Here is a 25,183-nt window from a genome sequence, read left to right as displayed (position 1 = left end):
TGAGGGAAGCCATGATGCAGAAGAGTGGAAAAACAGTCGTGCTTAGCGCGGGTGATTACCAGGCAAAAATCGTGACGGTGGGCGCGGGGATGGCGGAACTGACGCACAAAGGGCGTCATCTTATTATTCCCCATCATCCGAATGAGATGCCGTTAGCGCATTTGGGAAAAGTGTTGATCCCCTGGCCTAACCGCATTGCCAACGGCTGTTACCGGCACGACGGCGTGGAATACCAGTTAGCGATAAACGATCGCGTGTCGCAATCCGCCATTCATGGCCTGTTAGCCTGGCGCGACTGGCAACTCAGTGACTGCTCGGAAACCGCCGCCACGCTGAACGTGTTTTTACCGCCACATTATGGCTATCCCTTCATGCTGATGACCGAGATGCGCTATCAGCTAAACGCTGAGACGGGGCTGTCTGCCAGCATCTTGACCACCAATATCGGGGATACCGCTGCGCCTTACGGCGCAGGGGTTCACCCCTATTTGACCTGCAACCTGGCAAGCACCGATAGCTGTGAGTTAACGCTTCCGTTAACTGACGCCGTCTCTCCAGAGCTGGATTACCGGCACTCACGGAAAATCGGCGCGGCGCAAATCGATCACACCTTCAGAACCACGGGCATTGAGTGGGAAGTCAGGCTCACCAGTCGGGAACAACGCATGGTCGCCTGGCTGCGCGCCAGCCAGCCCTGGCTACAAATCTATACCGCCGACAAGTTAAACCGCAAAGGGCTGGCCGTAGAGCCAATGAGTTGCCCGCCGGATGCGTTTAATTCTGGTCAGGACGTGGTTTTGCTGGCGCCGGGAGAGACGCACCGGTTCAGTTTCACGATTGGCGGCGAATAACAATGTTTACCGATCTACCCTACATCAGAGGCAATAATGAAATCACAACGCACTGATCTGAATGATATTGAGCTTAATACATTCGACGACGGCTTTACGCTCGCCTGGCAGTCGCGCCTTATTTTACGCCACACCTCGCAGGCCCCCTGCTTATGGGTCGGCGCAGGCGAAGCGGATATCGAGATGTTTCGCGGCAACTTCAGTATCAAAGACAAGCTGAATGAAAAGGTGGCGCTAAACCAGGCGACTGTCGTTCAACAGCCTGATGGCTGGGCCATCCGTTTTACGCGCGGCGACGCCGTCAGCGCAACGCTGCGCGTTCGTGTCGATAGCCACCAGCGTTTACTGCTGGAGTTAAAGAATGATGCTCCCAGCCATAACCGCATCTGGCTGCGGCTGGCCGCTAAGCCAGAGGATCATATTTACGGCTGCGGCGAACAGTTTTCTTATTTTGATCTGCGCGGCAAACCCTTCCCGCTCTGGACCAGCGAACAGGGCGTGGGCCGTAATAAGCAGACTTATGTCACCTGGCTTGCCGACTGCAAAGAGAACGCGGGCGGCGACTATTACTGGACCTTCTTCCCGCAACCAACGTTTGTCAGTACCCAGAAGTATTACTGCCACGTCGACAACAGTGGCTATATGAACTTCGACTTTAGCGCGCCGGAATTCCACGAACTGGCGTTCTGGGAAGACAACGCCACGCTGCGTTTCGAATGCGCGCCCACTTACGTTGATCTGCTGGAAAAACTCACCGGCCTGCTTGGCCGCCAGCCAGAACTCCCGGACTGGGTTTATGACGGCGTGACGCTCGGTATCCAGGGCGGGACCGACGTTTGCCAGCGAAAGCTCGATACGATGCGCAACGGCGGCGTGAAGGTCAACGGCATCTGGGCGCAGGACTGGTCCGGCATCCGCATGACCTCGTTTGGCAAGCGCGTGATGTGGAACTGGAAATGGAACAGCGAGCTGTATCCGCAGCTTGATCAACGCATTCCCCAGTGGAAACGCGAAGGCGTACAGTTTCTTTCCTATATCAATCCCTATGTCGCCAGCGATCGTGATTTGTGCGAAGAAGCGGCAAAGCGCGGTTATCTCACCAAAGACCTTAATGGCAAGGACTATCACGTTGAGTTTGGCGAGTTCTACGCGGGGGTTATCGATCTGACTAACCCGCAAGCCTACGACTGGTACAAAGGCGTGATTAAACAAAACCTGATTGCGCTCGGTTGCGGCGGCTGGATGGCGGATTTTGGCGAATATCTTCCCACCGACACGGTGCTGCACAACGGCGTCAGCGCGGAAATCATGCATAACGCCTGGCCTGCTCTGTGGGCTAAGTGTAATTACGAAGCGCTTCAGGAAACCGGCAAACTCGGCGAGATCCTGTTTTTTATGCGTGCTGGCTATTCCGGCAGCCAGAAATACTCGGTGATGATGTGGGCAGGCGATCAGAACGTCGACTGGAGCCTGGACGATGGCCCGGCGTCAGTGATTCCGGCGGCGCTGTCGCTGGGAATGAGCGGCCACGGTTTGCACCACAGCGATATCGGCGGTTACACCACGCTGTTCGAGATGAAGCGCAGCAAAGAACTGCTGTTGCGCTGGTGTGATTTCAGCGCCTTTACCCCAATGATGCGCACCCACGAGGGCAATCGCCCCGGTGATAACTGGCAGTTCGACAGCGATGCCGAAACCATTGCGCACTTCGCCCGGATGACAACCGTCTTTACCACCCTGAAGCCGTATATCAAAGACGCGGTGGCGCAGAACGCGAAATCGGGCCTGCCGGTGATGCGCCCGCTGTTCCTGCACTATGAGGACGATGCCCATACCTACACCCTGAAATACCAGTACCTGTTTGGCCGCGACGTGCTGGTTGCGCCGGTGTATGAGCAAGGGCGCAGCGACTGGACGCTCTACCTGCCAGAAGACAGCTGGATCAATCTCTGGACAGGGGAACAGCATCGCGGCGGCGAAGTGACCGTTGATGCCCCGCTCGGCAAGCCACCGGTGTTTTATCGCGCCGACAGCCAATGGGCACCCTTATTCCAGACACTGCGACGTCTCTGACGTTTCGGCGCCAGCGCAGCAAATAGTGACAGACTCAAGGAACGATTATGGATTTCTTCACCCTGTTTACGCCTGATGGAATACAGCTTGGCACCACCGCCATGCTGATCGTCATCGCGATTATGTTTTTATATACTTTTGTAGGAATATGCGCCGGTTTTGGCGGCGCATTAACCACCATGCCGTTAATTACTTTATTGCTGCCGTTGAAAATGGCGGCACCGATGTCGGTAATTGTGGGTACCGCGACGGCGTTATATGCGACGTGGCTATCGCGCAAAGAGACCGACTGGAAATCGGCAATAGTATTAATTTTGTTCTCGTTTGCCGGTATTCCTGTTGGGCTATATGCGCTGGCTTTTTTACCTGACTCTATGATGAAAATGGGGTTAGGCGCGTTTCTGATCCTTTACTCGTTTTACAGTCTGTTTATTCCTCGTCTGCCGGTTTACGACAAGCCCTGGATCGCCATGCCGATGGGCGTTATCGCCGGGGCGCTGGGCTCCGCGTTTTCTACCAACGGGCCGCCGGTGGTGATCTACGGCATGCTGCGCAACCTTGGCCCGGCGGCGTTTCGCGGGACGTTGAATGCGTTTTTTACCGCTAATAATGTGGCGATTATTGGCGGCCTCGCCACCAGCGGTATCCTGACCATTTCGACAATTAAACTGGTGCTGTTCTGCATTCCTACCATGATTCTGGGTTCGTTAGTGGGGCAATACGTCCACAAGCGTATCTCAGTTAATGTCTTCCGGATAATAGTGTTTTTATTATTGATCGGGTCCGGCGCGATGCTAATTAAAGGCGCAACCGGGATATCCACAGCCGCCGCACTAATACCGGTATTTGGTTTGCTGATCGTATTGCAATTGATGTTCGGTAAAAAAGTCGCCGCCATTCGTGAAGCAAGCGAAGCGGAAAAAGTTACCAATTAATCTGGGTTCATCACGCGCTTTTAAGCCGATGGAGAAAAATATGGTTCAGATACATGCTGACCAGGCGTGCAGTCCGGAAAAATTACGCCTGTCTCTGAAAGAAAAAGTTGCTTATGGAATGGGAGATTTAGGCTCAAATATTTTGCTGGATATTGGCACGCTCTATTTACTGAAATTTTACACCGATATATTGGGCCTACCGGGAACCTATGGCGGGATCATCTTTTTAATTTCCAAATTTTTTACCGCATTCACCGATATGGGTACCGGCATCATGCTTGATTCCAGACGCCATATCGGCCCAAAAGGGAAATTTCGCCCCTTCGTACTGTATGCCGCTTTTCCTGTGACGTTACTGGCCATCGCCAACTTCGTCGGTACGCCGTTTGAGGTAACCGGAAAAACCGTAATGGCGACGGCGCTGTTTATGCTGTACGGCCTGTTCTTCAGCATGATGAACTGTTCTTACGGCGCGATGGTGCCCGCCATCACCAAAAACCCTGACGAGCGGGCGTCTCTGGCGGCCTGGCGCCAGGGAGGCGCGACGCTGGGTCTGCTGCTATGTACCGTCGGTTTTGTGCCGGTGATGAATCTTATCGAGGGCAATGCCCAGCTCGGCTATATCTTTGCCGCTACGCTGTTTTCGGTATGCGGTTTGTTCTGCATGTGGCGTTGTTATGCCGGAGTGCAAGAGCGGTATATTGAGGTGCAGCCCGCTACCGCTGGGCATAAGCCGGGATTATTGCAGTCGTTTCGCGCCATTGCCGGTAACAGGCCGCTGTTTATTCTCTGTATCGCCAACCTGTGTACCCTGGGCGCGTTTAACGTCAAACTCGCCATCCAGGTTTACTACACCCAGTACGTGCTTAACGATCCTATTTTGCTGTCTTACATGGGCTTTTTCAGCATGGGCTGTATTTTCTTCGGCGTCTTGCTGATGCCCGGCGCGGTCCGTCGCTTCGGTAAGAAAAAAGTCTATATCGGCGGTCTGCTTATTTGGGTCGCTGGCGATCTGCTCAACTACACCCTGGGCGGCGGCTCAGTCAGCTTTGTCGCGTTTTCCTGCCTGGCATTCTTTGGCTCCGCCTTTGTTAACAGCCTGAACTGGGCGCTGGTTTCCGACACGGTTGAATACGGTGAGTGGCGCACCGGCGTACGTTCGGAAGGAACGGTATATACCGGTTTCACCTTCTTCAGAAAAGTCTCCCAGGCGCTGGCGGGTTTCTTCCCCGGCTGGATGCTGACGCAAATCGGCTATGTGCCAAATGTAGTGCAGTCTGCCGGTACGGTTGAGGGCTTGCGGGAGTTGATATTCCTCTATCCCGCCGCGCTCGCGGTGGTCACGATTGTGGCGATGGGGTGTTTCTACAACCTCAATGAGAAGCTGTATATCCGCATTGTGGAAGAGATCGAGATGCGTAAGCATCCAGCGTGAAAACCACTATAACGAGGATCGACATGAACACGACCCCTGATCCGTTAACCCTAAAGCTGAGCCTGCGGGAGAAATGCGCCTACGGAATGGGCGATGTCGGCTCGAACCTGATGTTGTCAATCGGTACGCTGTATCTTTTGAAGTTTTATACCGATGAGCTGGGCCTGCCCGCGTTTTACGGCGGCGTGATCTTTCTGGTGGCGAAATTCTTTACCGCGTTCACCGATATGCTCACCGGCGTATTGCTGGACTCGCGCCGTACTATTGGCCCGAAGGGGAAATTCAGGCCTTTTATTCTGTATGCCTCTATACCGGTTGCGCTGGTGGCCACCGCGCAGTTTATGACCAACGGTTTTGGTCTGGCGGTAAAAACCGCGGTGGCGACAGTGCTGTTTATGCTGTTCGGCCTGTTCTACAGCCTGATGAACTGTTCCTACGGCGCGATGGTACCTGCTATCACTAAAAATCCCAATGAGCGCGCCCAGCTCGCCGCCTGGCGGCAGGGCGGCGCTACAGTGGGGTTGCTGATTTGCACCGTTGGATTTATGCCGATTCAGGCAATGTTTACTGCCAGTTCGTCATTAGGTTATCTGGTGGCGGCCATGCTGTTTGTCACTGGCGGGCTATGCTGCATCTGGTGGTGCTACAGTGGGGTAAAAGAGCGCTATGTGGAAGTCATACCTGCTCACCATAAGCCGAGCATTTTTAAATCGTTTTGCGCCATCTTCCGCAATCCGCCGCTGCTGGTGCTGTGTATCGCTAACCTGTGCACACTGGCGGCCTTTAACATCAAACTGGCCATTCAGGTTTATTACACCCAGTACGTTCTGAACGATATCCACCTGCTGTCATGGATGGGTTTTTTCAGTATGGGCTGTATCCTGGTGGGTGTGTTATTGGTCCCGGGCGCGGTAAAACGCTTTGGTAAGAAGCAGGTTTATTTGAGCGGATTAATCCTGTGGGCGGTGGGCGATGTGCTGAATTTTATCTGGGGCAGCAGTTCGCTGATGTTCGTGCTGTTTTCCTGCATGGCGTTTTTCGGCACGGCTTTTGTGAACAGTCTTAACTGGGCGCTGGTGCCAGATACCGTGGATTACGGCGAATGGAAAACCGGGATTCGCGCCGAAGGTTCGGTTTATACCGGGTATACCTTTTCGCGAAAGATTTCCGCCGCGCTGGCCGGATTCCTGCCGGGCATTATGTTAACGCAAATCGGCTATATCCCGCATATCACCCAGAGCGAAGCAACGCTATTGGGTCTGCGTCAGCTTATTTTTCTTTGGCCCTGTAGCCTGGCGATTATCGCCGCATTAACTATGGGTCTGTTTTATAAACTCAATGAACAACGATTCGCCTTTATTATTGAGGAGCTCGGAAAACGCAAAAAAAGCCTATCCCCTGAACCTGAAATCAATAAAGAAAATAAAGCGTCAGCTGTCACTTTATAACTAAAAACCTGGCCGTTTTGCATTCCCTTCATGCGTGCATGAGGGCGGCCTTTCTGTACTTGATACATGGAAAAATAATGAAAAAATCACTCACAGCAGCGATGGTGTTATTGGTCTCTGGCCCGGTATTCGCCGGGGCGTATGTTGAAACGCGTGAAGCTTATAACACAGCCTCAGACCTCCACGAAGTTATCCTCAGAGCGGGGTATAACTTTGATATGGGCGCAGGCATTATGGCGACGAATGCCTATAATGTCGGCAGATGGGATGAAATTAAACACAGTTATAATGAAATAGAAGGCTGGTATCCACTCTTCAGACCCACCGATAAATTAACCTTCCAGCCCGGCGGATTAATTAATGACAGCCGTGATGGTTCTGGCGGGGCCGTTTATTTAGACACTAACTATAAGTTTGCGCCCTGGTTTAACCTGACCTTCCGTTACCGTTATAACCATAATAATTATGATACTCCCGATCTTCACGGCGAGATGGATAAAAACGATACCCATGAACTGGCGAATTACTGGAATTTTAAAGTCACCGATCAGTTCACCTATATTTTTGAGCCCCATTTTTTCCAGCGTGTGAATGATTATCACAGCAAAAATGGTAAGGACCATCACTGGGAAATTACGAATGGCTTTCGGTATAAAGTCGATCAGCACTGGTTGCCGTATCTGGAATTACAGTGGCTGGACCGATGGAATGCGTATAACAAGGAGCAGTACCGGATACGGTTAGGGTTACGGTATTCGTTTTAAACAAAAAAGCCGCTGAAAATCTTCAGCGGCTTTTGGCATCACTCAAAACAATCTTAGTCTTCTTTCGAACCGCGAGCGGCGCGACGGCGATCGTTCTCAGTCAGGTGACGTTTACGGATACGGATGGACGTCGGGGTCACTTCGACCAGTTCGTCATCATCGATAAACTCCAGCGCCTGCTCCAGAGACATTTTGATCGGCGGAACCAGGACCGTGGCTTCGTCGGTACCGGACGCGCGCATGTTGGTCAGTTTTTTACCGGTCAGGCAGTTAACGGTCAGGTCGTTGGAACGGCTGTGAATACCGATAATCTGGCCTTCGTACACTTCCGCGCCGTGGCCCAGGAACAGCTTGCCGCGATCCTGCAAACCGAACAGCGCAAACGCAACCGCTTTGCCCTGGCCGTTAGAGATCAGCACGCCGTTATTACGCTGGCCGATTTCGCCCGGACGCACGTCGTCGTAATGGCTGAAGGTGGAATACAGCAGACCAGTACCGGAGGTCATGGTCATGAACTCGGTACGGAAACCGATCAGGCCACGCGCCGGGATCAGGTAATCCAGACGAATACGACCTTTGCCGTCAGGGATCATGTCTTTCACGTCGCCTTTACGCTCGCCCATGGCTTGCATCACAGCGCCCTGGTGCTGCTCTTCGATATCCAGGGTGACGTTTTCGAACGGTTCCTGCATGCGGCCATCAATCACGCGGTTGATAACTTTCGGACGGGACACAGCCAGTTCGAAGCCTTCACGACGCATGTTTTCGATCAGCACCGACAGGTGCAGTTCGCCACGACCGGATACGCGGAACGCATCGGAGTCTTCAGTTTCTTCCACGCGCAGCGCCACATTGTGCACCAGCTCTTTGTTCAGACGCTCAAGGATCTGACGAGAGGTCACGAACTTACCTTCTTTACCGCAGAACGGCGAGGTGTTGACGTTGAAGAACATGGTCACGGTCGGCTCGTCGACAGACAGGGCCGGCAGCGCTTCCACGTTTTGCGGGTCGCACAGCGTGTCGGAGATATTCAGCTCGCCCAGACCGGTGATCGCCACGATATCGCCCGCTTCCGCCAGGTCGCTGTCGATACGCTCAAGGCCAAGGTGAGTCAGCACTTTACCGACTTTACCGTTACGGGTTTTGCCTTCGCTGTCGATTAGGGTGATCTGCTGGTTAGGCTTCACTTTACCGCGCTTGATGCGACCGATGCCGATAACGCCAACGTAGTTGTTGTAATCGAGCTGGGAGATCTGCATCTGGAACGGACCGTCGAGGTCAACGTTCGGAGACGGTACGTGGTCGACGATAGCCTGATACAGCGGGGTCATGTCTTCCGCCATGTCGGTGTGATCGTTACCTGCAATACCCATCAGCGCAGAAGCATAAATAATCGGGAAGTCCAGCTGCTCGTCAGTCGCGTCGAGGTTTACGAACAGGTCGAATACCTGATCGACAACCCAGTCCGGACGCGCGCCAGGACGGTCAACTTTGTTGATAACAACAATCGGCTTCAAACCGTGGGCAAACGCTTTCTTGGTTACGAAGCGGGTCTGCGGCATTGGGCCATCCATTGCATCCACAACCAGCAGTACTGAGTCCACCATGGACATAACACGTTCAACTTCTCCACCGAAGTCGGCGTGCCCCGGGGTATCAACGATGTTGATACGGTAGTCATTCCATTTGATAGCGGTGTTTTTAGCGAGGATGGTAATCCCACGCTCTTTCTCCAAATCGTTGGAGTCCATCACACGTTCTGTGGTCTCAGCACGTTCGCTGAACGTACCGGATTGCTGCAGCAGCTTGTCAACCAGGGTCGTTTTCCCATGGTCAACGTGCGCAATGATGGCGATGTTACGCAGATTTTCGATCACAACTTTGCCTCAGGCATTAGAAATAGCGCGTTATTGTACACGTATTAATCGAAGGACTAAACAGGATCACAAAGAACCTTTACAAACAATGTAAACAGTAAGGGATTGTGATCGGTTTCACGAAGCAAAAAAGAGAGCGCCCAACGAAAATTGCACCAATACGGTGCTCATTATTCACACATGAGCACTATATTGGTGCAAGATATCCATCCTGGTGCAGCCCTTTTGCACTATGGTGCGCATAATAGCGCCTTTTTAGGGTAATTTGAAAGTTGGCACAGATTTCGCTTTATCTAAATCAGGGTGAAAACACCAACTGTTGAGCAGTGCAATTCCACGACGACGATGACCAATCCGGGAGAGTAAGTATGTCCGCCGAACACATTCTGACGATGCTGAACGAACATGAAGTGAAGTTTGTTGATCTGCGCTTCACTGATACCAAAGGTAAAGAGCAGCACGTCACAATCCCTTCCCATCAGGTAAATGCTGACTTCTTCGAAGAAGGCAAAATGTTTGATGGCTCCTCGATTGGTGGCTGGAAAGGCATCAACGAATCTGACATGGTGCTGATGCCTGACGCATCCACCGCTGTGCTGGACCCGTTCTACGAAGAACCGACCCTGATTATCCGTTGCGATATCCTTGAGCCGGGCACCATGCAGGGTTATGACCGCGACCCGCGTTCCATCGCTAAGCGCGCTGAAGAGTACCTGCGCTCCACCGGTATCGCGGATACCGTGCTGTTCGGGCCAGAGCCGGAATTCTTCCTGTTTGATGACATCCGTTTCGGCAGCACCATTTCGGGTTCTCATGTGGCTATCGACGATATCGAAGGCGCATGGAACTCCTCCACCAAATACGAAGGCGGCAACAAAGGCCACCGTCCGGGCGTGAAAGGCGGTTATTTCCCGGTTCCGCCAGTCGACTCTGCACAGGACATCCGTTCTGTTATGTGTCTGACCATGGAAGAAATGGGCCTGGTTGTTGAAGCGCACCACCACGAAGTGGCGACTGCTGGTCAGAACGAAGTGGCTACTCGCTTCAATACCATGACTAAAAAAGCAGACGAAATTCAGATCTACAAATATGTGGTGCACAACGTGGCGCACCGCTTCGGCAAAACCGCGACCTTTATGCCAAAACCGATGTTCGGCGATAACGGTTCCGGTATGCACTGCCACATGTCCCTGTCCAAGAACGGCACCAACCTGTTCTCTGGCGACAAATACGCGGGTCTGTCTGAGCAGGCGCTGTTCTACATCGGCGGCGTAATCAAACACGCTAAAGCGATCAACGCCCTGTCTAACCCGACCACCAACTCCTACAAGCGTCTGGTCCCGGGTTACGAAGCGCCGGTTATGCTGGCCTACTCTGCCCGTAACCGTTCCGCCTCCATCCGTATTCCGGTGGTCGCGTCTCCGAAAGCGCGTCGTATCGAAGTGCGTTTCCCGGACCCGGCTGCTAACCCGTACCTGTGCTTCGCTGCGCTGCTGATGGCTGGCCTTGACGGTATCAAGAACAAAATCCATCCGGGCGAAGCCATGGATAAAAACCTGTATGACCTGCCGCCGGAAGAAGCGAAAGAAATCCCGCAGGTTGCAGGCTCTCTGGAAGAAGCACTGAACGAGCTGGATCTGGACCGCGAGTTCCTGACTGCCGGCGGTGTATTCACTGACGAAGCTATCGATGCCTACATTGCCCTGCGTCGTGAAGAAAACGACCGCGTGCGCATGACTCCGCACCCGGTAGAGTTTGAGCTGTACTACAGCGTTTAATTTGTAGTCGTTAATGTTGCCGTGGAATTTTAGCCCATCTCCGGATGGGCTTTTTTCTCCACCAATAAGCTGATTTTAGAGGCTTTTCGCCTGTCTAACGCTATACTGCACTAAATTGGTGCAAATTTCCGGAGACTGCTAAATGGCAACAGGCATGCTGCCCGATGCTGGGCAGATCCTCAATTCTTTGATTAACAGCATTTTGCTGGTGGATGACGAGCTGGCGGTCCATTACGCCAACCCTGCCGCCCAGCAGTTGCTCGCCCAAAGCTCACGCAAACTGTACGGCACACCGTTGCCGGAACTGCTGAGCTATTTTTCGCTCAATATCGCGCTGATGCAGGAGAGCCTCAACGCAGGCCAGGGTTTTACCGATAACGAAGTGACGCTGGTGATCGACGGGCGTTCGCACATTCTTTCCCTGACCGCCCAGCGCTTGCCGGATACGCTGATCCTGCTGGAAATGGCGCCGATGGATAACCAACGCCGCTTGAGCCAGGAACAGTTGCAGCACGCCCAACAGATAGCCGCGCGTGATTTAGTGCGCGGCCTGGCGCATGAAATTAAAAATCCGCTCGGCGGTTTGCGCGGCGCTGCGCAATTGTTGAGTAAAGCGCTACCCGATCCGTCGCTGACGGAGTACACCAAAGTCATTATTGAGCAAGCCGACCGGCTGCGTAATCTGGTCGACAGGCTGCTTGGCCCGCAACAGCCGGGGATGCATGTGACGGAAAGCATCCATAAAGTGGCGGAGCGCGTGGTGAAGCTGGTGTCGATGGAGTTGCCCGAGAACGTCACGTTAATTCGTGATTACGACCCCAGCCTGCCGGAACTGGCACACGACCCCGATCAAATCGAACAGGTGCTGCTGAATATTGTGCGTAACGCGCTACAGGCGCTGGGGAGTGAGGGCGGAGAAATCACGCTGCGAACCCGCACGGCATTCCAGCTGACGCTGCATGGCGTGCGCTACCGGCTGGCGGCGCGGATTGATGTGGAAGACAACGGCCCGGGTATTCCGGCCCATTTGCAGGACACGCTGTTTTACCCGATGGTCAGCGGTCGCGAAGGCGGCACCGGGTTGGGGCTGTCTATCGCCCGCAATCTGATCGATCAGCATTCGGGAAAAATCGAATTTACCAGTTGGCCGGGTCATACCGAATTTTCGGTTTACCTTCCCATTAGAAAATAGCCGCCGCGTCGTTCAGGTTACCAGGACGGAACGATAACGCGTATATCGAGGTGTTTATGCAACGAGGGATAGTCTGGATCGTTGATGACGATAGCTCCATCCGCTGGGTGCTGGAGCGAGCGCTCACCGGCGCCGGATTGCACTGCACGACATTTGAAAGCGGGAACGAGGTGCTCGATGCGTTGACCACTAAAACCCCGGACGTGCTGTTATCAGATATCCGCATGCCAGGCATGGATGGGCTGGCGTTGCTTAAGCAAATCAAACAGCGCCATCCCATGCTTCCGGTCATCATAATGACCGCGCATTCCGACCTGGATGCCGCCGTGAGCGCCTATCAGCAAGGGGCGTTCGATTATCTACCTAAGCCGTTTGATATCGACGAAGCGGTAGCGCTGGTTGAACGCGCGATCAGCCACTATCAGGAACAGCAGCAGCCGCGCAATGCGCCGGTCAGCGGGCCGACCACCGATATCATCGGTGAAGCCCCGGCGATGCAGGACGTGTTCCGTATTATTGGCCGGTTGTCGCGTTCGTCAATCAGCGTGCTGATCAACGGCGAATCGGGCACCGGTAAAGAGCTGGTGGCCCATGCGCTGCATCGCCATAGCCCGCGCGCGAAATCCCCGTTTATCGCGCTGAATATGGCGGCAATCCCCAAAGACCTGATTGAGTCTGAGCTGTTTGGCCATGAGAAAGGCGCATTTACCGGCGCGAATCAAATTCGCCAGGGGCGGTTTGAACAGGCCGACGGCGGCACGCTGTTTCTTGATGAAATCGGCGATATGCCGTTGGACGTTCAGACTCGTTTATTGCGTGTGCTGGCGGACGGGCAGTTTTACCGTGTCGGTGGATATGCCCCGGTGAAGGTGGACGTGCGGATCATCGCCGCCACCCACCAGAATCTGGAGCTGCGGGTTCAGGAAGGCAAATTCCGTGAGGATTTGTTCCATCGTCTGAACGTTATCCGCGTCCATTTGCCGCCGCTGCGCGAGCGCCGGGAGGATATTCCGCGCCTGGCGCGCCACTTTTTACAGGTCGCCGCGCGGGAGTTGGGGGTAGAAGCCAAGCTACTGCACCCGGAGACCGAAGCGGCGCTGACGCGCCTCGCCTGGCCGGGCAACGTGCGCCAGTTGGAAAACACCTGCCGGTGGCTGACAGTAATGGCCGCCGGCCAGGAAGTGTTGATTCAGGATTTACCGGGCGAACTGTTCGAAACCACGGTGCCCGACAGCCCGAGCCAGACGCTGCCGGACAGCTGGGCGACGCTGCTGGCGCAGTGGGCGGATCGCGCGCTGCGTTCCGGTCATCAAAACCTGCTTTCTGAAGCGCAACCCGAAATGGAACGCACGCTGTTAACCACAGCATTACGCCACACTCAGGGCCATAAACAGGAAGCGGCACGACTGTTAGGCTGGGGCCGCAACACCCTGACGCGTAAGCTGAAAGAACTGGGTATGGAGTAGCGGTTTGCCGCTGTGTAAATATGGACCGTTTAGCGCAAACTGCTGCAATTTTGTACTTTACTGTATTAACAACTTCAGTATGATCACGCGCGTTCACGCGAGGGAAAAATCATGCTGGAATCATTCATTCATTTTGTGTCGAGCAGCGCAGAAGTGGGCGCAGCGGCAAGCCAGACGCCGCACACCGCCGTCGCGGCTGTACTCTGTGCGGCACTGCTTGGGCTGTTTAGTTGAGACCATCCCCTCATCCAGGCCGGTGAGGGGATGGTTTTAGATAACGCGTGAGAACTGCTGCATTCGCGCTTTCTGGCGCAGATACACGTCAAAACACATACAGATGTTGCGGATCAGCAAGCGGCCTTTTGGCGTTACCTGAATGCCTTGCTCGTCAATATCCACCAGCCCATCTTTCGCCAGCGGCGCTAACAGATTCATATCCTCAGCGAAGTAGTCGGCAAAATTCAGCTGCCACTGCTGCTCAACCGCGGAAAAATCGAGACGGAAGTTACAGATCAGCGCTTTGATAACGTCACGGCGGATGCAGTCATCGCGAGTGAGCGACAGGCCGCGCCACAGGGCGTCGCCGCGCTCGTCGACATACTGATAATACTGCTTCAGCTCTTTGTAGTTCTGCGCATAGCTGTCGCCAATCATACTGATCGCCGACACGCCAAGGCCAAGCAGATCGGTATCGCCCTGAGTGGTATAGCCCTGGAAATTACGGTGCAGTACGCCTTCGCGCTGGGCGATCGCCAGTTCGTCATCCGGGCGGGCAAAGTGGTCCATGCCGATAAACTGATAGCCGGTCTGCATCAGCGATCCGATGGTTTGCTGCAGAATATCCAGCTTCTGCTGGGCCGTAGGTAAATCGGCATCTTTGATTTTACGCTGGGCGGCAAACAGCGTCGGCAGGTGCGCGTAGTTGAATACGCTCAGGCGATCCGGGTTGAGTTCCGCCACCCGCTGTAGCGTATAAGCGAAGCTTTCCGGCGTCTGTTTCGGCAGGCCGTAAATCAGGTCGATATTGGTTGAGGTAAAGCCGATTTCCCGCGCATGGTTCAGCAACGCGAAGATAAACTCTTCGTCCTGCTCGCGGTTTACCAGACGCTGCACTTCTTTGTTGAAATCCTGCACGCCCATACTGAGACGGTTAAAACCTTCGGCGCGCAGGTGGTCGAGCACATCCAGCTCAATTTCACGCGGGTCAACTTCGATGGAAATTTCCATCTCGCTGTTGAAGTTGAATGCGCCGCGCAGCAAATTCATCAAACGGCTGATTTGCGCTTTGTTCAGGTATGTGGGCGTGCCGCCGCCCCAGTGCAGCTGCTTAACGGTGCGGCCCGCAAACAACGGTGCGCGGTGCAGGATCTCCTGCTCCAGCGCATCCAGATACTGATCGGCTTTGTGCTGCTGGCGGGTGACGATTTTATTGCAGCCGCAGAAATAGCAGAGCTTATGGCAGAACGGGATATGCACGTACAACGACAGTGGGCGATCGGGATAGCGCGCCACCGCCTGGCGGAACTGGCTTTCGCCGTACTGGTCGGAAAATTCAAGCGCGGTAGGATAAGAGGTATATCGCGGCCCGGAATAGTTATATTTCTGGATAAGGGCCAGATCCCAGTCGATCAACTGCACAGACATGCTCACTCCTTCCGATGATGTCTTTGGCGGGTACGCTGCACGGACCCACCAGCACCACGGGCGATGAGCCGGTTGCGCAACCGCTTTTGACGGCGCGACAACCGCTGTAGTTTAACGAATAACCACACCAGATAACATACTATTGGCAGGACAACGATCAGGACGGGCAGGCCCATAGCGCGCCGATCAGTTGCCGCCCTTGAGCAGACGCATCAAATCGTCGCCGCGGTTTTCGTCTTCTTCCTCGTCTTCATCATCCCAGGAGAGACCAAGCTGCTGCATCAGCTCATCGATACGATCCAGTTTCGCGTCGACCCATTCCTGGTCAGCTTTACTCAGCGTTTCTCCCTCTTCGAGACGCTCCAGCAATCCATCCAGACGCTCGTCGTTTTCCAGCATATCCAGTTCGGCCTGCGGTGAAAGCATAGGTTTCTTCTCACTCTTCGGTTTTTGCTGCCGGGTTACAGGCGCTTCTGTCACGCCCAACGGAATGGGGGTTTTGCTGCCGATGCGCGGATCTTTTTTCTGGCTGCTGCGGGCGTTTTTCGCTTCTGCCGCAACGCCGGATGCGCGACTGCCTGGCGCGTGGCCGCTGTGTTTTTTCTGGCGCTTGCGTTCACGCCCTTCCTGGTTCAGCTCTTCGCGTGTTTTACGACGCGCTTTCGCAGGGCGTTTGGAGGTTGGTTGCTTCATATCAGGGTCGTCTTAAGCCATTTACGAGAATAATGACATCATACTTCAAGCCGCTTCTTACATTATGGGTAATTAATCGATATGTGAGAGACGGTTTATTTATGATGATGAGAATTGCGGCGGAATCTATCAGAAAGGCAGAAAAGAGAAAAGGCGACAGTTTTGCTGTCGCCTTTTCTCTTAACTTTGCGCTCGTCCTGGCTTGCTACCAACCACCCTGTTTTTCCTTTAGCAAACAACGCTCCGTGTGTGTCCTTTTCCTTGTGGCGTCTCATGACGCTGGCTCTCCAGCCGTATCCTGTTCTTCGTCGCCCTGACGTTCCTGAACCTTATTCCGGGGTCATCCTGGCCCGCGGTGACTACTTTACCTTTTTAGAATAATCAGACAAGCCGTAGCCGCAGCAATCTACCATTTTTAAGAGTGGTCTTATTAAAATATCCCCATGATTTATAAATATTTATTTTAAATGCATGTAAAGCATTTACCTGTTTTTTCCAGGGTTTAAATCGGCAATCTCTTACAACGCATCGGGAATATCATGTAAGCCTGGATTTAAGAACCCCGCCTTTCGCAGGGGTTCAGGTATAATCCCTTCATCGCTTGTCCTGATGGAGACGACCTTTGACTAACTGGAACTATCAACAGACGCATTTTGTGACCAGTGCGCCTGATATTCGCCACTTGCCTTCCGATACCGGCATTGAAGTGGCTTTCGCGGGCCGCTCGAACGCAGGGAAATCAAGTGCGCTTAATACCTTAACCAATCAAAAAAGCCTGGCCAGAACCAGTAAAACCCCTGGCCGTACGCAGTTGATCAACCTGTTTCAGGTGGCGGAAGGCAAACGCCTGGTAGACCTTCCCGGCTACGGTTATGCCGAAGTCCCGGAAGAGATGAAGCTAAAATGGCAGCGCGCGCTGGGGGAATATTTGCAGGCGCGTCAGTGCTTGCAGGGCCTGGTGGTGCTGATGGATATCCGCCATCCGTTGAAGGATCTCGATCAGCAGATGATTCACTGGGCGGTGGAGAGCCAAATCCCGGTGCTGGTGCTGCTAACCAAAGCCGACAAGCTGGCCAGCGGCGCGCGTAAAGCGCAGCTTAATATGGTGCGTGAAGCGGTTATCGCTTTTAACGGCGATGTGCAGGTTGAAGCGTTTTCGTCCCTGAAGAAACTGGGCGTTGATAAGCTGCGTCAGAAACTGGACAGTTGGTTTAGCGACCTCACGCCGGTGACGGAAGACTCGCAGGCCGAAGAATAAGCAGGCGTACGGGACATCCCGTACCCTCGAAACTTTTCTTTGGGCAATAAAAAACGCCCCAGTCATTAGATGACTGGGGCGGCTAAATATTCAGCCAAATCCGATTACGTGAAGTAAAAGGTCTGAAAGATAGAACATCTTACCTCTGTACCCTACGCGTTTAACTCTACTACCTTTTTTCCACGCTACAAAGTATTTTTGTAATTTTTTTTCAATCTTTACATTCTGAATTCAAAGCGTCATCACAAAAAGCGATAAGTTATGTTGCTAAGTTACAGAAAAATGACTTTGTGGCGCATTTATCAGTGAGCCTGATCCCAGTTTTCACCGCTACCCACTTCCACCAGCAACGGCACATCCAGTTTCATACTGTTTTCCATAAGCTCATGGATCTTCTCTGACACGGCTTCCACATCATCTTTGTGCACTTCAAACACCAGTTCATCGTGTACCTGCATGATCAGTTTGACGCGCGGCTGCTCTTTCTCCAGCCAGGCGTCTACGGCGATCATGGCGCGTTTGATGATGTCTGCGGCGGTGCCCTGCATTGGCGCGTTGATCGCCGCACGCTCGGCACCGGCGCGGCGAGCCGCGTTGCTGGATTTGATATCCGGGAGATACAGGCGGCGGCCATCCAGCGTTTCAACATAGCCCTGCTCTTTCGCCTGCTGGCGGGTACGCTCCATATACTCGCGCACGCCGGGGTAGCGCTCGAAGTAAAGGTCCATATACTTTTGTGATTCTTTGCGCGGGATATTGAGCTGGCGCGACAGACCAAAGGCGCTCATGCCGTAGATCAACCCAAAGTTGATCGCTTTGGCGCTGCGGCGCTGTTCCCCGGAGACGCTTTCCAGCGGCAAACCAAACACTTCCGCCGCCGTGGCGCGGTGAATATCCTTGCCTTCGGCAAAGGCGCTCAGTAAGCCTTTATCGCGGGACAGGTGCGCCATAATACGCAGTTCGATTTGCGAGTAGTCCGCAGAAACGATCACATAGTCTTCCGGCGCAATAAACGCCTGGCGAATTCGGCGCCCTTCTTCATTGCGCACCGGAATGTTCTGCAGGTTCGGATCGGTGGAGGAGAGCCGCCCGGTGGCTGCGACCGCCTGATGATAAGAGGTATGCACGCGCCCGGTTTTCGGGTTAATCATCAGCGGCAGTTTATCGGTGTAGGTGGATTTAAGTTTAGCCAGCCCGCGATATTGCAGAATCACTTTCGGCAGCGGGTAATCCAGCGCCAGCTCTTCCAGCACCTCTTCCGACGTAGATGGCGCGCCGCCAGGCGTTTTCTTCAGCGGCTTGATGCCCTGCTTTTCAAACAGAATGGTTTGCAGCTGTTTAGTGGACGAGAGATTGAACGGCTCACCGGCGATATCATGGGCTTTTTGCTCCAGCTCAGCCAGGCGTAGCGTCAATTCTTCAGAATGACGGTGCAACACAGCCGGATCGATTTTCACGCCGTTACGCTCAACGCGCGACAGCACTGGCACCAGCGGCATTTCGATGGTTTCGAAAACGTGGCGCGGCCCCTTTTCTTTCTCCAGCTTCGCCCACATTTTGAGATGCAGTTGCAGCGTGACGTCTGCATCTTCGGCGGCATAGCGCCCCGCCTCTTCCAGCGCGATCTGGTTAAACGTCAGCTGGTTTTTGCCTTTACCGGCAATCTGTTCAAACGTGATGGTTTTATGCTTCAGCCAGCGATCGGCCAGGCTATCCATATCATGACGGCCCGCTACGCTATCGAGAATATACGACTCCAGCATGGTGTCGAAGGCGATACCACGCAGTTCAATACCGTAATTCTGCAACACGCCGCGATCGTATTTGAGGTTTTGCCCAACTTTACGGGCGCTTTCGCTTTCAAGCAGAGGCTTAAGTAATTCCAGTACGCGTTCACAGGTCAACTGTTCCGGGGCATCAATATAATCGTGCGCCACCGGCACATAGGCCGCGATACCCGGTTCGGTGGCGAACGAGAAGCCCACCAGCCGCGCGGAGTGGTTGTCCAGACTGTCCGTTTCGGTATCGAAGGCAAAGACCGGCGTTTTTTCAAGACGGGCAATCCACTCGGTGAGCGTTTTCTCATCCAGAATGGTGACATAGTTATCATAAGAGAGCGCCGCAACCGGTTCGTCAGGCTCTTCGTTGATCACGATGGTTTCCAGCGGTTTCGCCGCTGGTTTCGCGCCCTTCGCTTGCAGCCATTTACCGGCTTCGACATCTGCGGTCCAGCGCTTAAATTCATACTTCTTGAACAGATCGACCAGCACGTCAACGACCGGCTGTTTCACTTCAAGCTGATCGCATGTCAGTTCAAGCTCCACATCGGTTTTGATCGTGGCAAGCTGATAGGAGAGGTATGCCACCTCTTTATGTTCGGCAAGCTTAGCGGCCATGGTTTTGGCGCCCCGGAAACTCAGGCCAGCGATTTTTTCCGGTTCGGCAAACAGCGTACCCAGACCACCCAGGCCTTGCAGCAGGCCCTGCGCGGTTTTCTCGCCCACGCCAGGCACGCCCGGAATGTTATCCGAGGAATCGCCCATCAACGCCAGGAAATCGATAATCAACTCCGGCGGCACGCCGTATTTAGTGACCACTTCTTCCGGACCGAGAATAGTATTGGTCATGGTGTTAATCAGCGTAATGCCCGGAGTCACCAGCTGAGCCATGTCTTTATCGCCAGTGCTGATCAGCACCGGACGGCCCGCTTTTTCCGCTTCACGCGCCAGAGTGCCGATAACGTCATCCGCCTCTACGCCGGAGACCGCCAGTAGCGGCAGGCCCATGGCCTTGACCATGGCATGCAGCGGCTCTATCTGCGCACGAAGATCGTCAGGCATCGGCGGACGATGTGATTTGTAATGTTCGAACAGCTCATCACGAAAGGTTTTGCCTTTGGCGTCAAAAACCACCGCTGCGTGAGTCGGTTGATACTGCATTAACAGGCTACGCAGCATATTAAGTACGCCGTACATGGCCCCGGTCGGCTCGCCTGCGCTGTTGGTGAGCGGCGGGAAGGCGTGATAGGCCCGATACAGGTAAGAAGAGCCATCAACGAGGATAAGAGGATTTTCTGGGATCTGAACCATAATGTCCGTGCCTGATGTTTAAGTTATCCCTAAAGGATGCCATAGCTGGAAAAGAAATATGAATTTTTCAGACCAATATGCATGAAAGAATTAACGATCTTCGAGCTCTCTCGCAGGATCAACCTGTGGATAACTGTGTGGGCAAAAGTTTTTAGAATAAATGCATATATAAAAATCACGATCGGATAAATAGAAAAATTCAGTCATATCATACAATTATGGTAAATCATTGATCTAAGATATTTCCCTCTCGATCGTTTGATTATTGTGGATATAAAATATCGCAAACGTTGTTAAATCGCTGATAAATCCGGCGCTTTACGTAAATTCAAATACCGTAACGTTTCGGTTCGTCATCAAACCGGGATTTCTGATAAAATCCTCCGCTTGTGCGCATTTTCAGCGCACCGTTTCCGATAACTGCATGAATATAATCATTATGTCGAGATTGATTGCTGCGATAACGCTGTTTTTAAGTATCGCGCTGACTATTTTAGTAACGATTTTCTGCTCTGTGCCGATCATCCTCGCGGGGATGGTAAAGCTATTAGTGCCATTTCCCCCAGTCTGGCGAACAATCTCCGCTTTCTGCAATTTTATGATGTTTTGTTGGTGCGAAGGTCTGGCCGCACTGTTAAAACTGAATCCGCATTTAAAATGGGACATTGAGGGGCTGGAAGGCCTCAACAAAAAAAACTGGTATCTGCTCATTTGCAATCATTACAGCTGGGCCGATATTGTGGTGCTGTGTGTTCTGTTCCGCAAACACATCCCGATGAACAAATATTTCCTTAAGCAGCAGCTTGCCTGGATCCCGTTTATTGGTTTGGCTTGCTGGGCGCTGGATATGCCGTTTATGCGCCGCTATTCCCGCAGCTATTTACTGCGTCATCCAGAACGGCGCGGCAAAGACGTAGAAACCACCCGCCGTTCCTGTGAAAAGTTCCGCCATCATCCGACAACCATCGTCAATTTCGTTGAGGGTTCACGTTTTACTGAAGCAAAAAGCCAGCAAGTGCGCTCACCCTTTAAGCATTTGCTGCCGCCAAAAGCAGCGGGTATTGCCATGGCGCTTAATGTTCTGGGCTCGCAATTCGACAAGATGCTTAACGTCACGCTGTGTTATCCGGAAAATAATAAAACGCCCTTTTACGATATGCTGAGCGGTAAACTGACGCGTATTGTGGTGAGAATCGATTTATTACCGGTGGCGGATGAATTACACGGTGATTATGTCAACGATAAAAACTTCAAACGGCAATTCCAGCTCTGGCTTAATGCGCTCTGGAGCGAGAAAGACAATCAGCTTGAAGAGATAAAACAGCAATACAAAAAAGCCGGTCAGTGACCGGCTTTTTCATTGGCGTATTATTTCTTTTCGACCAGGAATTTCACGGTATCCGCATATTGCTGAACAAATGCGTCCATGTTGCTGGTATCCATACCCTGCGGGTTCAGCTGATATTTGCCGTTAACAAACATTGCCGGTACGCCACGCAACTGGAGATCGGCTGCCGCTTTTTCCTGCTGAGCGACCAGAGATTTCACCACGAAGCTGTTCCACGCGGCATCGTACTCTTCCCCTTTTACGCCGGCATCGATAAAGACTTTACGGATGTCGGCAACGGTCTGTACGGTTTGGGTTTTCTGAACGGCGTCAAACATCGGCGCAGTAATTTTATCTTCCACGCCCAACGCCATTGCGACCGCCCATGCCTGGGTCAGGTCTTTACCTAACGGTCCCAGGAATTCGACGTGGTACTTGGTCATTTTGGTGCCTTCCGGCAGTTTCTTTTTCACGTTATCGGAAACGTGGATCACTTCTTCAAACTGGTAGCAGTGCGGGCAATAGAATGAGAAAAACTCAAGCACTTGCGGTTCGCCGGCGACGGGTTTTTCGAGCGTAGTGTACTGTTTACCGTCGGTGATTTGGGCCGCTGATGCGCTAAAAGCCAGAATCATCCCCGCCAGCGCCAGTAATACTTTTTTCATCTTCAACTCTCTCCTGAATAGACAGATTAATACATCGGCGTTAACTGCAATGGGGGTTCGTTGAGAACCCGTACCTGCTCGTGAAATGTTGCCGTTTGCCTGCGCCAGTAATCTTCCTCTTCAAGCCAGGGGAAGTTACGAGGGAACGCAGGATCTTCCCAGCGTCGAATTAACCACGCCAGGTAATAAACCATCCGCATCGCGCGTAACGGTTCAATCAGAGTCAGCTCGCTCATATTAAAAGGATTAAATTCTTCATACGCCTCAATAATAGTTTCGAGCTGCATGCGCTGTTCGGCTTGATCACCATTTAACAGCATCCATAAATCCTGCACGGCGGGGCCGTTGCGCGCATCATCCAGATCGACGAACAGCGGCCCGTCGCGCCAGAGAATATTACCGGGATGGCAATCGCCATGTAACCGCAGCGTGGCTATATTTTCATCCCAGCGAGCGCGGACCGCATCGATCAGGGCATCTGTCGCGCTTAAAAAGTCGTCTTTCAACGCAGCGGGAACCAGAGGCGAGGCGGCCAGCAGGGTACGCGGTTCAAGAAGATATTCATTGATGCCAATCGACGGGCGATGCTGGAACAGCGCGCGACGGCCAACTTGATGGATGCGGCCCAGATAGCGCCCTACCCATTCCATTTGATCGAGATTATCGGTTTCATACTGGCGGCCGCCAAGGCTTTGAAAAACAGCGAAGCGATAGCCCTGATATTCAGGCAGTGTGGTACCGTTAAGTATCAACGGCGCAGCCAGCGGGATCTCATCGGCGGATAATTCCAGCGCAAAAGCATGTTCCTCGAGGATCTGCGCAGTCGTCCAGCGCTGCGGACGATAGAACTTCACGACATAGCGTTTACGATCTTCATCCTGAAACTGGTAAACACGATTTTCGTAGCTGTTCAACGGCGTTAGCCCGGAATCAACACGGATGCCCTGCTCAAATAAGGCATCCATTATGATGTCCGGGTGTAACGTCTGGAATGTAAAAGCGTTATCTGTCATTCCGTTATCCAAAAATACGGCTAATGCTTCAGAATATCATTCCGGCGGCGTATTGTTGGCTTCGCTTACATGCTTTTACTCTTTAATGACGCCGCGAGCGCGTAATAGTGCCGTTTTAAAATCCTCTTCGTAATCTTTTTTTAGTCCAGGAATGGCTTCGTCTTGCGCGGAGTCGCGCATTTTCAGGTGATATATCAAAATATCATCGCTGAGATCGGCCAGATCGCCGGTAAAACCTGACTCCTTCGCCAGTTTCTGCAAAAATTGCAGCAGATTAAGGTCGGGCTCTTTTTGCCAGGCTGGCTGAAGCAATTCGATAACTTCATTAAGACGTTTGCATTTCATAATGGCGCTCCTTTCTTTGAGAAAGACACGTTAACAGGGTCAAACCCACAATAAAAGAGGCGATATTTTGGCGAAACTAACAGGTGCAGTGCTGGCCGGCGGCCGGGCTACGCGAATGGGAGGCCAGGATAAAGGCCTGGTGCTGCTCAATGGCAAGCCGTTATGGCGACTTGTCGCGTCGCGTCTGCTGCCGCAGGTTGATAGCCTGGTGATTAGCGCCAATCGTAATATCGACCAGTATCAGCAAAGCGGTTTTAACGTGATTACTGATACGCTGGCTGATTTTCCGGGACCGCTGGCGGGAATGCTATCGGTCATGCAGGCAGTTGAAAGTGATTGGTTTTTGTTTTGCCCCTGCGATACGCCAAATATTCCTGCCGATGTCGTCTCGCGTTTGCAGGCTGCCATTAATGACGCGCCAGCTGCCTGGGTTAACGATGGACAGCGCGATCATCCCACGCTGTGCCTGGTAAACCGCTGCATTGCACCATTGCTGGAAGCGTATTTAGCCAGCGGCGAAAGACGTGTAATGGCATTCCTCAGGCAGGCCGGTGGCCATGCCGTGTTGTTTAATGACGGTGGGCACCACTTTGCTAACGTAAACACACCTGACGATCTCGCACAATGGCAGATGAAATGATGACGCCGATACTTGGCATTACTGGCTGGAGTGGAACCGGAAAAACTACGCTGCTGAAAAAGCTAATCCCCGCGTTAAACCAGCGCGGCATTCGTACCGGGCTGATTAAGCATACCCATCACAATATGGACGTCGATAAGCCTGGTAAAGACAGCTATGAGCTACGCAAAGCCGGTGCGTATCAGACGCTGGTCGCCAGCGCAGAACGTTGGGCGCTGATGACCGAAACCCCGGATGAAGCGCCGCTCGATCTGCATTATCTGGCAAGCCGTATGGATCACCGCACCCTGGATATTATTCTGGTGGAAGGCTTTAAGCATGAAGCGATCCCTAAACTGCTGCTATACCGGGAAGGAACGAAGCATAGCCTTGCCGCTCTGGTTTGCGATGAGTATGTCATTGCGCTGGTTACGGACATCACTATGCACCACAGTTTGCCGGTTATTGATATTAACGATGAGCAGCAAGTAGCTGATTTTATTGCGGACTGGTTGAAAAAGCAGTAACGGTAAGTCAGGCGGGCCGATGTTCATTCCGCCTGTTTTTTCTGGATAGCAGACAGCAAAAAGCCCATCCGTGAGGATGGGCTTCTGCGTTGTTTGATGCCTGGCAGTTCCCTACTCTCGCATGGGGAGACCCCACACTACCATCGGCGCTACGGCGTTTCACTTCTGAGTTCGGCATGGGGTC

21 protein-coding genes and 1 rRNA gene are annotated in these 25,183 nt (G+C 53.0%); 14 read left to right on the top strand and 8 right to left on the bottom strand.

The features are described 5' to 3' along the window. The first annotated feature begins 14 nt into the window (after positions 1-14). From FHW74_RS19440 to ompL, 6 genes are all read left to right on the top strand, one after another. On the top strand, positions 15-851 hold the full coding sequence (locus FHW74_RS19440; protein ID WP_183171992.1) for an aldose-1-epimerase: 837 nt from the start codon (positions 15-17) through the stop codon (positions 849-851). A gap of 36 nt (positions 852-887) precedes the next feature. Further along, a complete protein-coding gene (locus FHW74_RS19435; protein ID WP_183171991.1) occupies positions 888-2,924 on the top strand; it encodes an alpha-glucosidase in 2,037 nt (678 codons plus the stop codon). A gap of 47 nt (positions 2,925-2,971) precedes the next feature. Then, on the top strand, positions 2,972-3,859 hold the full coding sequence (locus tag FHW74_RS19430; RefSeq protein WP_183171990.1) for a sulfite exporter TauE/SafE family protein: 888 nt from the start codon (positions 2,972-2,974) through the stop codon (positions 3,857-3,859). 40 nt (positions 3,860-3,899) lie between these two features. Then, positions 3,900-5,294, top strand: a complete 1,395-nt coding sequence (locus FHW74_RS19425; protein WP_183171989.1) for an MFS transporter — start codon at positions 3,900-3,902, stop codon at positions 5,292-5,294. Positions 5,295-5,317: 23 nt separating this feature from the next. Continuing rightward, a complete protein-coding gene (locus FHW74_RS19420) occupies positions 5,318-6,742 on the top strand; it encodes an MFS transporter (RefSeq protein ID WP_183171988.1) in 1,425 nt (474 codons plus the stop codon). A 77-nt stretch (positions 6,743-6,819) separates the two neighbouring features. Next, positions 6,820-7,506: a porin OmpL gene (ompL, locus tag FHW74_RS19415; protein WP_183171987.1), complete on the top strand. Its 687-nt coding sequence runs from the start codon at positions 6,820-6,822 to the stop codon at positions 7,504-7,506. Between the two features lie 53 nt (positions 7,507-7,559). On the opposite strand, the gene typA is transcribed toward ompL, so the two are convergent. Next, positions 7,560-9,383, bottom strand: a complete 1,824-nt coding sequence (gene typA, locus FHW74_RS19410) for a ribosome-dependent GTPase TypA (protein WP_183171986.1) — start codon at positions 9,381-9,383, stop codon at positions 7,560-7,562. Between the two features lie 368 nt (positions 9,384-9,751). Here typA and glnA point away from each other — a divergent pair, with 368 nt between their 5' ends. The 4 genes from glnA (at position 9,752) to FHW74_RS19390 (ending at position 14,053) form a co-directional block, all read left to right on the top strand. Further along, positions 9,752-11,161, top strand: a complete 1,410-nt coding sequence (glnA, locus tag FHW74_RS19405) for a glutamate--ammonia ligase (protein ID WP_183171985.1) — start codon at positions 9,752-9,754, stop codon at positions 11,159-11,161. A gap of 142 nt (positions 11,162-11,303) precedes the next feature. Further along, the gene (gene glnL, locus FHW74_RS19400; protein WP_183171984.1) at positions 11,304-12,353 is read left to right on the top strand and encodes a nitrogen regulation protein NR(II); all 1,050 of its coding nucleotides are present in this window, start codon (positions 11,304-11,306) and stop codon (positions 12,351-12,353) included. Positions 12,354-12,409: 56 nt separating this feature from the next. Continuing rightward, a complete protein-coding gene (gene glnG / locus FHW74_RS19395) occupies positions 12,410-13,819 on the top strand; it encodes a nitrogen regulation protein NR(I) (RefSeq protein WP_125295046.1) in 1,410 nt (469 codons plus the stop codon). 111 nt (positions 13,820-13,930) lie between these two features. Then, positions 13,931-14,053, top strand: coding sequence for a YshB family small membrane protein (locus FHW74_RS19390; protein WP_183171983.1), 123 nt, complete (start codon positions 13,931-13,933; stop codon positions 14,051-14,053). Positions 14,054-14,089: 36 nt separating this feature from the next. On the opposite strand, the gene hemN is transcribed toward FHW74_RS19390, so the two are convergent. Beyond that, the gene (hemN, locus tag FHW74_RS19385; protein WP_183171982.1) at positions 14,090-15,463 is read right to left on the bottom strand and encodes an oxygen-independent coproporphyrinogen III oxidase; all 1,374 of its coding nucleotides are present in this window, start codon (positions 15,461-15,463) and stop codon (positions 14,090-14,092) included. 186 nt (positions 15,464-15,649) lie between these two features. After that, positions 15,650-16,156, bottom strand: coding sequence for a Der GTPase-activating protein YihI (yihI, locus tag FHW74_RS19380; RefSeq protein ID WP_183171981.1), 507 nt, complete (start codon positions 16,154-16,156; stop codon positions 15,650-15,652). Positions 16,157-16,778: 622 nt separating this feature from the next. On the opposite strand from yihI, the gene yihA reads away from it, so the two are divergent. Beyond that, complete coding sequence (gene yihA / locus FHW74_RS19375) at positions 16,779-17,414, top strand: ribosome biogenesis GTP-binding protein YihA/YsxC (protein WP_125295049.1); 636 nt, start codon at positions 16,779-16,781, stop codon at positions 17,412-17,414. Between the two features lie 302 nt (positions 17,415-17,716). On the opposite strand, the gene polA is transcribed toward yihA, so the two are convergent. Next, entirely contained in the window at positions 17,717-20,503 is a 2,787-nt protein-coding gene (gene polA, locus FHW74_RS19370; RefSeq protein WP_183171980.1) for a DNA polymerase I, read from the bottom strand. A 424-nt stretch (positions 20,504-20,927) separates the two neighbouring features. Here polA and FHW74_RS19365 point away from each other — a divergent pair, with 424 nt between their 5' ends. Continuing rightward, positions 20,928-21,851, top strand: a complete 924-nt coding sequence (locus tag FHW74_RS19365) for an acyltransferase (RefSeq protein WP_255459950.1) — start codon at positions 20,928-20,930, stop codon at positions 21,849-21,851. A 20-nt stretch (positions 21,852-21,871) separates the two neighbouring features. Here FHW74_RS19365 and dsbA read toward each other — a convergent pair whose 3' ends face one another. The 3 genes from dsbA to FHW74_RS19350 all read right to left on the bottom strand — a co-directional run bounded on the left by dsbA (position 21,872) and on the right by FHW74_RS19350 (position 23,853). Further along, the gene (gene dsbA / locus FHW74_RS19360; RefSeq protein WP_183171978.1) at positions 21,872-22,495 is read right to left on the bottom strand and encodes a thiol:disulfide interchange protein DsbA; all 624 of its coding nucleotides are present in this window, start codon (positions 22,493-22,495) and stop codon (positions 21,872-21,874) included. Positions 22,496-22,521: 26 nt separating this feature from the next. After that, a complete protein-coding gene (locus FHW74_RS19355) occupies positions 22,522-23,508 on the bottom strand; it encodes a serine/threonine protein kinase (protein WP_183171977.1) in 987 nt (328 codons plus the stop codon). 75 nt (positions 23,509-23,583) lie between these two features. Further along, complete coding sequence (locus FHW74_RS19350; protein ID WP_183171976.1) at positions 23,584-23,853, bottom strand: YihD family protein; 270 nt, start codon at positions 23,851-23,853, stop codon at positions 23,584-23,586. 67 nt (positions 23,854-23,920) lie between these two features. Here FHW74_RS19350 and mobA point away from each other — a divergent pair, with 67 nt between their 5' ends. Then, a complete protein-coding gene (gene mobA, locus FHW74_RS19345) occupies positions 23,921-24,493 on the top strand; it encodes a molybdenum cofactor guanylyltransferase MobA (protein WP_183171975.1) in 573 nt (190 codons plus the stop codon). Then, positions 24,493-24,999 carry a molybdopterin-guanine dinucleotide biosynthesis protein MobB gene (gene mobB, locus FHW74_RS19340; RefSeq protein ID WP_183172099.1) on the top strand — a complete coding sequence of 169 codons (507 nt, stop codon included), beginning with the start codon at positions 24,493-24,495 and terminating at the stop codon, positions 24,997-24,999. Before mobA ends, mobB begins: the two co-directional genes overlap by 1 nt. 98 nt (positions 25,000-25,097) lie before the next feature. On the opposite strand, the gene rrf is transcribed toward mobB, so the two are convergent. Beyond that, a 5S ribosomal RNA gene (gene rrf / locus FHW74_RS19335) occupies positions 25,098-25,183 on the bottom strand; the annotation flags it as partial.

This window comes from Atlantibacter sp. RC6, assembly GCF_014193285.1.
Classification (GTDB): domain Bacteria; phylum Pseudomonadota; class Gammaproteobacteria; order Enterobacterales; family Enterobacteriaceae; genus Atlantibacter.
Note: the sequence above shows the minus strand (reverse complement) of the source record. Positions and strands in the feature narration are given on the sequence as shown.